The sequence below is a fragment of the Corynebacterium sp. HMSC036D02 genome (assembly GCF_001836165.1).
Classification (GTDB): Bacteria; Actinomycetota; Actinomycetes; order Mycobacteriales; family Mycobacteriaceae; genus Corynebacterium.
The window spans coordinates 56160-70534 of record NZ_KV827706.1 but is presented as its reverse complement, the minus strand read 5'-3'; the positions used below and the strand labels follow the sequence as shown (position 1 = coordinate 70534).

Genomic DNA, 14375 nt, shown 5'->3' with positions numbered 1-14375 from the left:
CACGCGTTAGTTAATGGTCTTTTCGGCTGCGGTATTAATTCACGTTTAATGTACGCGGTTGCCCCTAGTCAGCGGCAAATGCTGCTCGCAGACTCGAAACTTAGCCAGATTATGGCGGGCGTCGACCAACGCATCGTGGTTGCTATTGGGCACTGGAGGCAGCTTAGGGCGGCCGGCAAACTCCCAATACTGCTTCAGTTCCCGGGTATATCGCGGCATCCCCTTGGGCAGCCTAGCCATGTCTCCCCAGAGTTGCGCGAGAACCACGTGGTCATAGGCTCCTACCCAAGCCCACAGCTCGATAGGCGTGGAATGCCGGCCCAAGAATTTCAAGAGCTCTTCGCGGATGGTCTCGCGCGATTTCCAAACTGGGTCTGCGGGGCTTGGCAATTTATCCAAGACGTTCTCCCGCACCCACGCATTGGCCTTCGCGGGATCGAAGTCTGTGGACACCGCGTAGTACTCGCTTCCGTCTTCCCCGACAATACCGATGGAGACCAGCTCAATGGTCGATCCGTCCTCAATGAATTCGGTGTCGTAGAAGTAGCGCACGTCCTGTAATCCTAGTCTCTTGCCCACATACGTCTCTCCACTGGGGCCTATACTCTACCGTGTGAAGAAAGCTCTCTACTCTCCCCTTCTCCCCTTGTTCATAGCAGGGCTGGCCTCCGTGGCATGGATTATTCAGCCTGCGGCGTTGTTCAGCAGTGGCAGCATTGTGCCTTCCTACCACATTGACCTCGATGTTTATCGTGAGGGGGGACGCGCGCTGCTACGCGGAGAGAATCTGTACGCCCAAAGCTATGTCCTCGACAACGGTTTTTCGCTGCCGTTCACGTACCCGCCTTTTGCCGCAACGCTTTTCGCCATGGTGTCATGGCTACCGCTGTGGCCACTGTCCATTCTTCTCACTGCGGCATCGGTGGCAGCGCTCTGGGTCTGCCTCTACGCCGTCCTCTCTCGAAGCTGCACCACTCACAGGCCCGGTTGGTGGTCCTCGTGGGCATTGTGCGCCTGCTTGCTGACCGAGCCGATTACTGAGACACTCAGCTTCGGTCAAGTAAACCTCCTGTTGACCGCGGCAGTCATTGTGGATTGCCTGATACTGAGGCCCCGCAACCCATGGCGTGGAATTCTGACAGGCGCAGCTATCGCTATCAAGCTCACCCCCGCGGTCTTCCTCGCCGTGTTTTTCGTTCGCCGAGACTGGCGCGCTCTTGCCACGGCGGTGGGGGCTTTTGTTGCCTGCGGCGTGGTGGGCTACCTCGCCTCCCCAGCGAGCTCCGCGGTGTATTGGACCGATACCATCCGGGATTCCTCCCGCATCGGTGGGCTGGCCTACTCGAGCAATCAATCACTCCGCGGCCTGCTCAGCCGCATCGTCCCAGAGCAGGCAACGGACCTCTGGATAATTGGGTGCCTCATCATCGTGGTGACGTTGTGGTGGGTCATGGAGCGCACATCCTCACAGATTGAGCTCGTGCTGCTGGCCTCGTCGGCAGCGCTGCTGTGTTCGCCAGTCTCGTGGTCGCACCACTTCACGTGGCTGTGCTTGGCGGCGGTGTATCTGACTGCTCGCCGCCGCTGGTTCTTTGCCGGCCTCACATGGCTGGTTCTGGTAGCTCGCGGTCACTGGCTTGTCCCCCACGGCGAGCAACTGGAACTGACGTGGTCGTGGTGGCAGCAGATTCCGGGCAATGACTACTTCTTGCTTGTCGTATTCCTCGTTGCGTTGAGCTGCTTGCTCAAGCTCACGCCCGCGGAGGAAGGTTCCTTCTTCCGCCGACTGGCACCGATCGCCGGCGGGGTCAGCGTCCAGCCTAAGACAGGTACCTTGCCTAGGGCCCATAGGGCCAAGGACGCAACAGCGCAATAAAGCACGCACATGCTGAGCCAGAACCAGGTGTTTTCCAGTGGCCATTGACCCGCCAGGGTGACCTCCCGCGGGTGGAGCGCCATGGGGTAGCCATAAAGAACCGTCAGGCCGATGGGGTGCCCCAGGTAGATGGGCAGCGTGTGCGAACCGATAAAACGCAAACCAGTAGACAAGACCGGAATATAAGACACTGCTACCGCCACCGCGATTCCTACCGGAACCTCGAAGAACTGCTCTACCATGCGGACGAGGATGTGAACGTCATCCCGCACCAGTGCCTCCGCGCCAGGTAGCAGCCAGGTGACATCGACTTCCCCTGCGTAGTTATCCCACGCGCGGCGGATGGAAAATCCGATGGCATAGGCCACGGTCATCCCGGAATATGCCCAGAAGCTACGGTGATCCCATGTTCCCTTAAACGGTGCCTCGATGGCGGCGGCGAATGCGGCAATGGCATCCCGAAAATAGGCAGCACCAACGAATACCGGGAGGAACATGATGGCTTTTGCAATCGAGGTGTACTGCGCCTGCCAAGCGATGAACAGAATCGGGGTAAAGCTCAGCGCCATCGCTGCCCACCCGGGCAGCTTGCGTACGCACCAGAGGAAGATATTGAACAGAATCAGCGCATGCAGGAACCAGGCCATGGAATGCCCCACTAGGAGGCTTGCGGCCATCTGATCAACATCGAAAATAGGGTCCCCGAATACCCAGTGGTATTCCACGCGCTTAGTCTGCAGCTCCACGAGCATCCACACGACATAAGGCACTAGGAAGTACCACAGGCGGCGGGTGAAAAGCTCGGCAAAGCTGAAGCGAAACACCTTTTGTGCGAAGAAGCCGCTCACCAAAAAGAACAAAGGCAAGCGCAAGGGGTCCAGCCACACGTTAAAGGCAGCCAGCCACGTGTCCTTGGATTCCGGAACCGTGAGCGTGATGTGCAGCAGCACGACGCCCAGGATGGAGATCCCCTTTGCTACATCGGGCCAAGCTAATCGCTGTTTCGGGGAGGAAGTCACTGACTACCGCGCCTCCGAACCGGGCTCGGCCCCTTCCGGGTAGCCGTGTCCGGCTTGCAGGGAAGCCTTGACATCAGAAGCGTAGACGTCGACATAAGGTTCGCCCGTCAACTCCGAGAGTTGCTTCATCACGTAATCCGTAAAGTCACGAGCGGTGGCGTGATCCTGCGGGTCGAGGTTGCGCTCAGCGGCCCATGCTCGGGGGTCGATGGGTTCTCCCACGCGCATGCCGACGCGAACGGGGCGCGGAATCCACGAGCCGATTGGATTGGCCTTCCGGGTATTGATCATGGCGATGGGAATGACCTTCTCACCCGTAGTCAGCGCGATGCGCGCCATGCCGGTGCGCCCCTTGTAGATACGTCCATCAGGCGAGCGAGTTCCTTCCGGGTAGATGCCAAAAAGATCGCCGCGGCCGATAATGCGCTCCGCGCTCGCTAGCATCGCGTCACTGGCATCCTTGTTGACGCGGTCAATCGGCACCTGCCCCACCGAACTAAAGAACCACTTTTGCAAGCTGCCGACGAAGCCCGGGGTGGTGAAATACTCGCTCTTTGCCAAGAAGGTAATCTGCCGCGGGCACAGAAGCGGGAAGTAGAAAGAATCCATCACCGCTTGGTGGGAGGAGGCCAAGATAGCCGAGCCGGATTCCGGGATGCGATCCATTCCTTCGGACCATGGGCGGTTCCACACTCGAAGGGCTGGGCCGAAAAAGATGTGCTTAAAGGCCCAGTACCACTTGTTTCGCATCGCTTATAGTCCTATCTGTATGTGCCGAACAGGCGGTGCTGCCCGGTGAAAGAAAAATGTGCGGTGTTAACCTCGGTGCTCCTGGCGGGCGAGATCAGCGACTCCGATCATACCTGCCGCCGAACCCAACTTCGCGGTTGCGACTCGGGCCAGAGGCCTGTGACCGGCCCCGACAATCTGGCTAGCCATGGATTCCCGCGCCCGATCCAGGTAAAGATCCGCGTCCTGGGACACCCCACCGCCGATCACAATCAGCTCTGGATCGAGCACATCCGCCACCATGGACAGTCCCTGTCCGAGCCACTGGCCGAAGTTCTCCATGACGGCCAATCCCAGTGGGTCACCCTGCCGAGCCGCAGCGGTGATTTCCTCGCCGGAGGGGTTGAGTGGTAGGGCGGTGTCATAGTCACCACGCAAATCCGCACAGGTATCAGGCAATGCGGTGCCGGAGGCGTAACGCTCGAGGCAACCACGCTTGCCGCAGGAGCACAGGCGCCCACCCGGTGACACGACAAGGTGCCCAAACTCTGGTGCGGTACCGAAAGCTCCGCGGTAGATTGTGCCGTCCGTAAAAAGCGTGGCACCAATGCCGGTTCCCACGGCAAAAAAGACCCAGTCCTTCGCGCCGCGTCCAGCACCGAAGCGCCATTCCCCCCAAGCAGCCGAGTTAGCATCATGTTCTAGGCGAACCGGAACGTCCACACGGTTACTAAGGATCTCGCGTACTGGGGCATCACGCCACGGCAAATGCGGTGCGAAACGAACGACTTCACACTCGGGATCCAAAAAGCCTGCGAGGGCAAGCCCCACGGCCTCAATGTCATGGGATGCGGCCAGGGTGTCTACGCAGCGCACGATGTCATCTTCGAGTGTTTGCGCATCCGTGGCGGTGGGGACACTCAGCGAATCCACAATCTCTCCGGAGGGATCAATCACCGCAGCACGCAGGTTGGTTCCACCGATATCGAACCCGATGGTGAGGCCAGCGTGGCCGCCTTCAGCGGAGGGAGTGAGTTCAAGCATGACTAGTAGGATATACCGCGGCCTGCCCACGATCACATTCAAGAACTTCACGCAATCGTGCGCCCATAATCTCCCACGTCCAATGCTCTTCCACGTGGCGACGCCCAGCTTCCCCCATACGGTGGGCGCCGGGGACGTCGCCAAGCAGCGTCCGCAACGCCTGCTCAAGCTCCGGCACCGAGGAACCGCGCACAACAATGCCCGTCTCCGGCGTTACCGTCTCCGGCGCACCGCCGGAATCCCCCGCAACTACTGGCAGGCCCGCCGCCTGCGCCTCTAGGTAGACGATTCCCAGACCTTCGACGTCAAGGCCGCCACCCCGAGTGCGCGCCGGCATGGCAAACACGTCGGCTGCGTGGAGCGCCATCCGCAATTCCGCCGTATCCCGCGCTTCCTGCACCACTGCGTCCGGGCAGTACAGGCGTGCAAGCTCACGCACAGTCACCTCATAGCGACCGCGCCCGATGATGAGCAACTGGGCGTCGGGGATTCGCGCGCGCACCTCCGGCATCGCGCGCAACAGCTGGTCTTGGCCCTTCCGCGGGACCAGGCGGGAGATGCAGACGATGACCGGACCTGGGCCTAGCCCGAAGTGCTCCCGTGCTACTTGTTTCTCCTCCGAGGTAGCCGGGGTGAAATCCTCCAGGTTGACCGCTGAGGGCAGGTGCACCCACTGAGTACGCGTGCCGAACGCGGGCTCGAGCCTGTTGCGTGTGTATTCAGAGATATACGTGATGACATCGGCGTTCTGACCGATCCTGCGCAAGGCTTGCCGCGCCACGGGAAGCATGGACCACCCCACCTCATGCCCGTGTGTCGTTGCGACAATGCGGCGCGCCCCAGCCGCACGCGCGGACGGCGCCATGAGAGCCAGCGGAGCTGCAGCGCCAAACCAGACCGTCTCAATGTGGTGCTCACGAATGAGTTGCTGCATGCGACGTGCCGTGGCGGGCGTCGGCAACATGATGCTGCGTGGCCAGCGGACCACGGTATAGGGCAGCGTCGCGTCATACTCCGCGGCAGCATCCGTATCTTGGGTCGAGGCGAAGACCACGACTTCCCGTGGGGTGAGGGTAGCCAGAAAATCTCGAAGATAGGACTGGATCCCGCCAATGGTGGGCGGGAAGTCATTGGTGACGAGGAGGGTGCGCGCCATGACCTAGTATCGAACAGCGCCTTGGACGGGCATGGAATTAAGCGGCACCACGGCGACGGGCACGCCGTAGGTGGAGGCGTGAACCACTTGGCCATCACCGATGTACATTCCCACGTGGGTGACGCCGGGATAGTAGCCCACGATGTCCCCTGGCTGCAGCTGATCCATCGGCACTGGGGTGCCACCGGCAAGCTGCGCCTGCGAGGTGCGCGGAATGCTCTTGCCCATCTGCTGGTAGCTCCACACCATAAGACCCGAACAATCAAAGGTATCGGGACCAGTAGCGCCCCATCCATAGGGAGCGCCGATGCGGGTGAGAGCGGCTTCGACGGCGGCGGAGCCCGATCCATCAGCCAACGCGGCTAGGTCAAGATCGGAAGACCCACCGAAGTGCTGGACCCACGCCTCTCGGGCTTCAGGGCTGAGGCCATCGATGGTGGCTTCTAGTTCCTTCTGTTGTTCCTCCAGCTCGGCCTTTTCCTTCAGAACAGTATCCCGCTGGTCCTGCAATTCATCACGCTTGCGGCGTGCTTCCTCGGCAGCATCGACAGCTTCCTGGTGCGCATCATCGGCGGCGGCAGAAGCAGCTACCATCGCATCTTCTTCACGTTTCGCGGCCTTGGACAAAGCGCCCAGGTAGCCCATGCGCTCGACCGCGCTGGCAACATCGTTGGCGTTAAGAGCAGCCGAGACCGAGGTCGATGCAGCATTCCTGCGATAACGCTTTTGCGCGAGCGCATCGATGCGTTCCTGCTGCGCAGCTACCGCCGCGGAAGCGTCTTCGGAACTACGGTGTGCCTCCTCGGCCTTGCGGTCCAGCTCTTCAATGCTCTTCTCCGACTCGGCGAGCTCGTCCTCAAGTCCCTTGACCTCTTCGCCCTTGGCAGACACGCGCTGGGCGACGTCCGCCATACGCTCAATGAGGCCGGGGAGGTCTTCAGGATCCTGCGCTTGCGAGGTGCTTTCCTGCTGCTGCTCAGGAGAAACCTCCTGGGACACAGCCGATGGTGAAAGGACGACAACTGGAGCTGGGCTCAAGGCAAGTGCAGCGACCGCACACACAAGGCCACGACGCGACATAGATACCCCCGAAACTTAGAGAAGGTTAATAGCTGACTGAATTATACCCACAGCCGAGCAAAAACATAGCGGTTACAAGAATAGCCGAACCCCTTCCCTACCCTCACCATCAACATGGCAAGAGCAGCGGAAGGGGTTAAGACGATTACCGAGCGCGCTTAGAAGCGAACTGCGGAGTGAATCGGCATGTAGTGCAGGGAGCGCTCAGCCACCGGGGTGCCGGAGTTCAGAGCGTCAATGATGGTGCCGTTGCCGGTGTAGATACCGACGTGGGATGCTCCGGAGTAGTACACGATGATGTCACCCGGCTGCAGTGCATCGAGGGACACCGGGGTACCTGCGGAAGCCTGCGCCTGAGAGGTACGCGGGATGGACACACCAGCCTGCTGGTAGGCCCAGGAGGTCAGGCCAGAGCAATCGAAGGCGCTCGGACCATTGGCACCGTAGACGTACGGGGAACCGATTGCGGAACGAGCGGCTGCGAGCACCTTCTCGCCCACAGACTGGGACGGTGCCGGGGCTGCGGCGGCCGGGGTCTCAACAGCAGCGGCGTAGCCGCCACCCTGGTTAGCCCTGAAAGCCGGGATGTAGCGGTCAACGTTCGGCAGCTGCTGGATGCTCGGAACGTTCTCCAGGCCGGCAACCTCGAAGCGGATGTCGGTGTTCGGAACAACAACCTCGGCGGCGTTGGCAGCTGCCGGGGTAACAACTGCTGCGGTTGCTGCAATAGCAGCGGTGGATGCAATGCGACGGGTGTTTAGGTTGCCCTGACGACGGTGCTTAGCCACGAATTTAAACTCCAAATCTTCCTGCGCGCCTACTTTCTCCGCCAAAGAAGGAAAACCTTGCATTTGCCTTCGCAACGCGGAAAAAGCTCTGACCCAAGGGACGGGCCTAGCGTTCGACGATGACCCATTCCTGTAGAGCCATCTCCACTCGGCCCCCGAATTTTTAGGAGGGGCCAGACGCGGCGCTTAAATCTTCAGTTCGTATTGAGCACCGGTGATGTGTACACCGTGTCGGTAACTCAATGTCTCGAATAGGTTACGAAACCATCACAAGCGATGTCGAGTCAGAAACGCAAAACCAACCCCGTTACCGTCCTGTTATCAAATGGCAACCTAAACGACATAGTGTGGAATTTTTTCACTCCAGTGCACAATAACTATCGTCGGAAGCATGGCCTGAGCAGCGACATCAGCGCCTCAGGGGCGCGCCACGATCGCTAGACCATTGACACAATACGTCAACGGGAAAGCTTCACAAAACTAGTGATGTAACCTTCGTCACACCGCCGTAATGGGCTTTAACAAAAGCCCCATTTGACCCACTACCAACTCCCATCCGAGCCTCAAACAGCACGGACCGTTGAAAGAAATCCCTCTCCCAGCACCGCACGCATTCCGCCTTTCAGCACTCGCGAACAACGGCGATGCAACAATAGCCATACATATAAAGAGAGAAGCTCGAAAAGCGCACTGTTCAATCACGCACGACACTCATCGCAGCGATTCCGGCCACGGGACCGAGCAATCCGCTTGAATTCAACTACTAAGGACGCTCGAAACCTAAGGGAATCATGAATTCTGGAACTTACCGCTTGTCTCAGTAATAGGCCCCGCCTCTTCCCTTGAATCTCTTCCTACCAACGCCGGGAACTCCAACTAGCGCACCGGTCTCACCGAAAGAACAGATCTTCAATTAGAAAGGGGCTTAAGCACCCTCTAGCCCTATTAGCACGCATCAGGGGCCCGCATAAGGGGCAAAAAATGAGAAAGCATCCCGTCCATCGAGTGGACGAAACTCATTGCTCTATATATAGATTGCCCTTTATCCGCGCCGCTCATGCACGGACAGAAGGGCCCCTACCCACTTACCCCATGGAGATCACTGCTTAGGAAGCGAAGCAAGCGGAAGACCGCAAGAGCCCGTCGTGACCGGTCAGCCAAAGGCTGACCGGGACTTCACTTAATACGCCTCATACAAATAAACGCTGAAAGCCCGTACCCCCTCCCTAGTACATGGAAGGCGGTACGGGCTCTGTGAGCGTGTTTCAGTGAGTGAAGGCGCTAAATGCGGCCATTCTCCTCGTCCTCGCGACGGTTAGCCTCGTTGAGCTGACGGAACATCTCCGTCTCCTCAGCGTGGTTCTCGTGGCGAATCTCGTTGACGCGGGACACGATAGCCGGGTCATCGGTGGAGAAGATACCCTGCGTCTCGGAATCAGCCAGACCAAGCTGGTTAAGCTGCTTCGGAACCTGGGCGCCAGCGTACTCGAGCGGAATCGGATGGCCATGGTCATCGACCGGACCGAGCGGCTGGTGAACCTCGATGAAGGCACCATTCGGCAGCTGCTTGATGACGCCGGTCTCAATACCGTGCTCCAGCACCTCACGGTCGGAGCGCTGCAGACCAACACAAATGCGGTAGGTCATAAAGTATGCAATCGGCGGCAGGACAATCAGACCGATACGGCCAACCCAGGTCATCGCATTCAGCGAGATTTGGAAGAAGTGTGCCACGTGGTCGTTACCACCAGACAGCGTTACCAGCAGGAAGAAGACGATGGCAGCCGCACCGATAGCGGAGCGAACCGGAACGTCACGCGGGCGCTGCAGGAGGTTGTGGTGAGCGTCGTCGCCAGTCAGCTTCTTCTCAATGAAGGGGTAGGCGAAGAGCAGGACAACCATCAGACCACAGAGCAGTGCAACCCAGAAGGCAGACGGAATGGTGTAATTGCCGATGTAGAGCTCCCATGCCGGCATGACACGAGCAACACCATCAGTCCACAGCATGTAAATATCCGGCTGGGAACCAGCGGAGACCTGGGACGGGTTGTACGGGCCAAGGTTCCAAATGGCGTTAATCGTCATCAGACCAGAGATGAGTGCCAGCACGCCGGCAACCATCATGCCCATGCCGATGGCCTTCGTAGCGAAGACCGGCATAATGCGAACACCGACAACGTTGTTCTCAGCGCGACCCGGTCCAGGGAACTGGGTGTGCTTCTGGAACCAGACCATGATGAGGTGAGCTGCGATGAGGCCCAGGATGATGCCCGGGATAACCAGCACGTGCAGGATGTAGAAGCGGTCCAGCATCAGGTCGGACGGGAAGTCGCCACCGAAGATGGCCCAGTGCAGCCAGGTACCGATGATCGGCAGACCCAGGATGATGGCGGACATGATTCGCAGACCAACACCGGAGAGCAGGTCGTCCGGGAGGGAGTAACCGAGGAAGCCCTCGACCATGCCCAGAAGGATCAGAGCGCAACCGATAATCCAGTTAGCCTCACGCGGGCGGCGGAACGCACCGGTGAAGAAGATGCGCAGCATGTGGGCAATCATGGACATCATGAACATGAGTGCTGCCCAGTGGTGCATCTGGCGGACGAAGAGGCCACCGCGCACCTCAAAGGAAATATCCAGCGCCGTTGCATAAGCACGGGACATCTCGACGCCGTTCAGCGGAGTGTAGCCGCCGTCATAGATGACCTTCGTGATGGAAGGATCGAAGAACAGCGCCAAGTAGATGCCGGTCAGCACCAAGATGATGAAGCTGTACAGTGCCATCTCACCGAGCATGAAGGACCAGTGAGTGGGAAAGACTTTGTTGAGCTGGGTACGCAGGACGCCGGCAGCGGAGTACCGCTCGTCCATGTTGTTACCCATCTGTGCAAGTTTGTTACTCATTATGACTTACGCTCCCAGAATGCAGGTCCGACGGGCTCGATGAAGTTGCCCTTTGCAATGAGGTAGCCCTCTTCGTCTACGTCAATCGGCAGCTGCGGCAGCGCACGAGCGGCCGGGCCGAAGACCGGCTTGCCGTAGTGCAGTGCATCGAACTGCGACTGGTGGCACGGGCAAAGAATGCGGTTGGTCTGAGCCTCGTACAGCGAGGTCGGGCAACCAATGTGGGTACAAATCTTGGAGTAGGCGTAGTAATCGCCGTAGTGGAAGTCTTCCTGACCCTTGCGCTCGATGGCCTTCTTGGCATCATCGTTGCGCAGGCGGATGAGCATCACGGCGTTACGGTTGCCATGGATGGAGTGCATGTGGTTGGTGTAGACATCCTTATCCTCGGAGTACTCAGCACCATCGTTGACGTCCTCAGCAGCCAACGGGAAGACGGTCTCCATACCACCGGCAGCGAGATCCTCCGGACGCACACGCACCAGGCGGGTAACACCGCGCGTGGTGTAGTGAGAGCCGGACTCACCCTCGTGCTTCTCAGCGATGGTACCGGTGTCGCGTGCGAGGTAGAGCTTGACGCCCTTCTCGTGCATGGTCCAACCGGAGGTCCACAGTGTGCCGTCACCGGTGTAGTCCAAGTCGTGGCGCTTCTTCCACGGGTTGTTGATAGCGCCGCCGAGCGGAGCAATGACAGTAAGGCCGAAGAGAACGCCAGCACCGCCGAGCAGACCCATGATGGTCTTACGACGACCCAGAGTCGAAGTGGTCCAGGAGTCGTTGAGGAGTGCGGTCAGCGTGCGACGGTCAACCTCTTCGGAAGGACCATCGTGGCGACGCTGAACGGAAATCTCCTCGGGGAGAATCTTCTTGACGTACTGGACAATGGCGAAGCCCAGGCCCAGGATGCACAGACCAGAGGTCAGGCCAAGCAGCGGGGTGTAAAGGGTATGCCACCACAGGCCATCCTCACCCAGCATCTTGTACTCCCACGGCCAGAAGAGGTACACGCCAAGGAAAGCGATACCCATCAGGACGGAGATGATAAGCCAGAAGGTGACATTGCCGGCAGCGCGCTTCTCAGCGGGGTCTCCCTCGACTGGGAAGCGCTCCTTGCGGAAGGCAACGGTGACATCATCCAGCTCGGTACCGAGCGCTGCGAGCTCGTCGTTGCTCATAGCATCGAGCTCTTTACGAGAGTAATTCTTCTTTACGTTGCTCATGAGCGAGATCCAATCCACATAGCGGCAACGCACAGAAGGCTGATGCCGATAATCCACATTGCCAGGCCCTCAGCCACCGGACCGAGGCCGCCGAGCGACCAACCAGCCGGAGACGGGGTTTCCTTCGCAGACTTGAGGTAGGCGATGATGTCCTTCTTCTCATCTGCGGTCAGCTGACGGTCAGAGAACTTAGGCATGTTCTGCGGACCGGTCAGCATCGCCTGGTAGATCTCCTGCTCGTTGGCGGGGTCTAGCGGCGGAGCGAACTTACCAGAGGAAAGGGCGCCTCCCCTACCGGTGAAGTTGTGGCAGGAGGCGCAGTTCATACGGAAGAGCTCGGAGCCTTTTGCTACGTCCTCTGCCTGGATCTGACCGTTGTAGTTAGCGCCGCGCAGGGACTCCTGCGCAACGGAGCCATCCTCGTCGTAGACGATGTCGGCACCGCCACCGTTGGCAGCGACGTAGGCGGCAAGCGCCAGGGTCTGCTGCTCGGTGTAGCGCGGAGTCTTGCGCTCCGCCTGAGCGTCGTTAGACATCATCGGCATACGGCCGGAGTGAACCTGGAAGTACACGGAGCCGGCGCCAATACCAACGAGGGAAGGACCGCGGTCCTGGATACCCTGCAGGTTCGCACCGTGGCAGGTGATACAAGCGACTTCGTAGATGTCCTTGCCCTCTTGGACGAGTGCCTGGTCATCCTTTGCGGCGGTGGCCACCTGTGCATCAGGGGTCAGGGCGGAAGCCAAGACACCTGCGCCGGTAAGCCCGATGCTCAGTGCAAAGACGCCAGCAAGCGTGCGCTTCGCCTTGCGGCGACGGCGGGTCTTCTTAGCCGCGGCAGTGGTGTCTTCCACTGCGGCGGGCTGCTGGATGTTATCCATCATTTTCCTTTAGATAACTCGTACATGGAGATGAATGACTGTAGGCCGGATATTCTCCGGCGACTACGACCTACTGAACTAGGTAGATGACTACGAACACGCCGATCCACACAACGTCAACGAAGTGCCAGTAGTAAGACACTGCCATTGCCGCGGTGGCCTGTGCAGGCGTGAACTTGGAGCGCGCAATGCGCGCCAAGATGATTCCGAAGGAAATCAGACCCGCAGTCACGTGGGCCGCGTGGAAGCCGGTCAGGATGTAGAAGACCGAACCGAACACGCTGGACTGAACAGTGACACCAGCCATGATCAACTCTGTCCACTCGAACGCCATGATGCCCAAGAAGACAACACCCAACGCGATGGTTACCGAGTACCAGAGTCGGAGCTTGTAAACGTCACCCCTTTCTGCTGCAAACACGCCGAACTGAGAGGTCACGGAGGAAAGAACCAGGACACTCGTAATGAGGAAGCCCATGGGCACGTTGATGTGCGCCGTGTGCTCTGCCCAGTCACCCTCCTGGCCGTTCGCACGCGAGGTGAACCACATCGCGAACAGTCCAGCAAAGAACATCAATTCCTGAGACAGGAACACGATGGTGCCGACGCTGACCATGTTGGGTCGGTTCAGCGCGGCAACACGTGGTGCTGCCATACCTTGGTTAGAAACTACGCTCGTCACGCATAACAGTATGGCTGGTCCAGCCGCATAAGTCATCTCATTTCCCCCCGATCTTTTGGAGGTTACGACCTAGACCTTCACAGTTTTAACCCTGGGTGCGGACCATAGGTCTTCCAGGAAATAGCCGGGAACTTTTTAGCACGCTTTACGACGCCCCATCCCTGCAGGTAGTGAGACTTGGCAACGATTGTTGCGAAGCCAGCAACAGGGCAAGAATCGGTACGTTTTCCCCGCAGTTCAATTCCGGGCAGACCAACGCTAATGAGATAAATCACACCCGCCCCCGTCGGCGAAAGCGCAGGACTGCAACTTTCGGTTGACCCCCGTAAAAATGGCCGTTAACGTGCTGGAACTCTAGGCACAGACCTACAGTTACACGCTTTCGACAGTCGCCCACTCCCCCAGCGTTCCACCCGCAGCGAAATTCTTTCGCCAATTTTGGGAACTTTCCACAACACTGTACGACGCAGTCTTATCAACGACAACGCCCCCGCCACGATGCGTGGCGGGGGCGTGAGAAGTCGTGACGCTAGAAAGCGCGGGGAAAGGGTTAAGCTTTAGTGCTTTTCCTTCGGAAGGCCATACTGCAGGGACAGGCCAGTCACGGAGGTGACGAGCAGGACTGCGCCCAGGATGATCATCCAGAAGTAGAGGTAGATGATGCCAAGACCCAGCACCGCAATGGAGCCAGTCATGCACAGTGGCCAGATGGAGCTCGGAGAGAAGAAGCCGAGGATACCGGCTGCGTCTTCAGTCTCCGCCTCTTCCCAATCTTCCGGTACGATGTCGGAGCGGTTTTCGGTGAAGTGCAGGTAGCCACCCAACATGAGGCAGAGAAGCATTGCGAGGACCATACCCACGATGCCAACCCACTCGGTGCCGTACATGTAGCCATCATCCTTGACGTAATTAACGCCAATGGTGTAGACGATGAGCGACACGAAGAGGTAGGTCGCGATGGAATAGAAGACCTTAGATGTTGCACGCATTTTCTAT

Annotated in this window: 12 protein-coding genes and 1 pseudogene; 1 reads left to right on the top strand and 12 read right to left on the bottom strand. The window is 58.9% G+C overall.

Annotated elements, in window-relative coordinates:
* Window positions 1–45: 45 nt before the first annotated feature.
* The gene (locus HMPREF2743_RS11105; RefSeq protein WP_070526671.1) at window positions 46–552 is read right to left on the bottom strand and encodes a polyadenylate-specific 3'-exoribonuclease AS; all 507 of its coding nucleotides are present in this window, start codon (window positions 550–552) and stop codon (window positions 46–48) included.
* A gap of 61 nt (window positions 553–613) precedes the next feature.
* Here HMPREF2743_RS11105 and HMPREF2743_RS12985 point away from each other — a divergent pair.
* Window positions 614–1507: pseudogene (locus HMPREF2743_RS12985) on the top strand (glycosyltransferase family 87 protein); the annotation flags it as partial.
* Between the two features lie 194 nt (window positions 1508–1701).
* Here the strand turns inward: HMPREF2743_RS12985 and HMPREF2743_RS11100 are convergent.
* The 11 genes from HMPREF2743_RS11100 to HMPREF2743_RS11050 form a co-directional block, all read right to left on the bottom strand.
* Complete coding sequence (locus HMPREF2743_RS11100; RefSeq protein ID WP_246824501.1) at window positions 1702–2826, bottom strand: hypothetical protein; 1125 nt, start codon at window positions 2824–2826, stop codon at window positions 1702–1704.
* A gap of 72 nt (window positions 2827–2898) precedes the next feature.
* Entirely contained in the window at window positions 2899–3645 is a 747-nt protein-coding gene (locus HMPREF2743_RS11095; RefSeq protein ID WP_070526665.1) for a lysophospholipid acyltransferase family protein, read from the bottom strand.
* 66 nt (window positions 3646–3711) lie between these two features.
* On the bottom strand, window positions 3712–4668 hold the full coding sequence (locus HMPREF2743_RS11090) for an ROK family protein (RefSeq protein WP_070526662.1): 957 nt from the start codon (window positions 4666–4668) through the stop codon (window positions 3712–3714).
* Window positions 4661–5824 (bottom strand): glycosyltransferase family 4 protein, encoded by a 1164-nt coding sequence (locus tag HMPREF2743_RS11085; RefSeq protein WP_070526657.1) that lies wholly within the window; start codon window positions 5822–5824, stop codon window positions 4661–4663. The genes HMPREF2743_RS11090 and HMPREF2743_RS11085 overlap by 8 nt, the downstream gene beginning before the upstream one ends.
* A gap of 3 nt (window positions 5825–5827) precedes the next feature.
* Window positions 5828–6904 (bottom strand): C40 family peptidase, encoded by a 1077-nt coding sequence (locus HMPREF2743_RS11080; protein WP_070526654.1) that lies wholly within the window; start codon window positions 6902–6904, stop codon window positions 5828–5830.
* 158 nt (window positions 6905–7062) lie between these two features.
* On the bottom strand, window positions 7063–7692 hold the full coding sequence (locus HMPREF2743_RS11075) for a C40 family peptidase (RefSeq protein WP_070818858.1): 630 nt from the start codon (window positions 7690–7692) through the stop codon (window positions 7063–7065).
* A 1281-nt stretch (window positions 7693–8973) separates the two neighbouring features.
* Window positions 8974–10596 carry a cytochrome bc1 complex cytochrome b subunit gene (locus tag HMPREF2743_RS11070; protein ID WP_070526650.1) on the bottom strand — a complete coding sequence of 541 codons (1623 nt, stop codon included), beginning with the start codon at window positions 10594–10596 and terminating at the stop codon, window positions 8974–8976.
* Window positions 10596–11816, bottom strand: a complete 1221-nt coding sequence (locus tag HMPREF2743_RS11065; protein WP_070526647.1) for a cytochrome bc1 complex Rieske iron-sulfur subunit — start codon at window positions 11814–11816, stop codon at window positions 10596–10598. Before HMPREF2743_RS11065 ends, HMPREF2743_RS11070 begins: the two co-directional genes overlap by 1 nt.
* A complete protein-coding gene (locus HMPREF2743_RS11060; protein WP_029159009.1) occupies window positions 11813–12700 on the bottom strand; it encodes a cytochrome bc1 complex diheme cytochrome c subunit in 888 nt (295 codons plus the stop codon). The genes HMPREF2743_RS11065 and HMPREF2743_RS11060 overlap by 4 nt, the downstream gene beginning before the upstream one ends.
* Before the next feature lie 67 nt (window positions 12701–12767).
* A complete protein-coding gene (locus HMPREF2743_RS11055; RefSeq protein WP_198531141.1) occupies window positions 12768–13352 on the bottom strand; it encodes an aa3-type cytochrome oxidase subunit III in 585 nt (194 codons plus the stop codon).
* 584 nt (window positions 13353–13936) lie between these two features.
* Window positions 13937–14368 carry an aa3-type cytochrome oxidase subunit IV gene (locus tag HMPREF2743_RS11050; RefSeq protein WP_070526641.1) on the bottom strand — a complete coding sequence of 144 codons (432 nt, stop codon included), beginning with the start codon at window positions 14366–14368 and terminating at the stop codon, window positions 13937–13939.
* Window positions 14369–14375 lie beyond the last annotated feature (7 nt).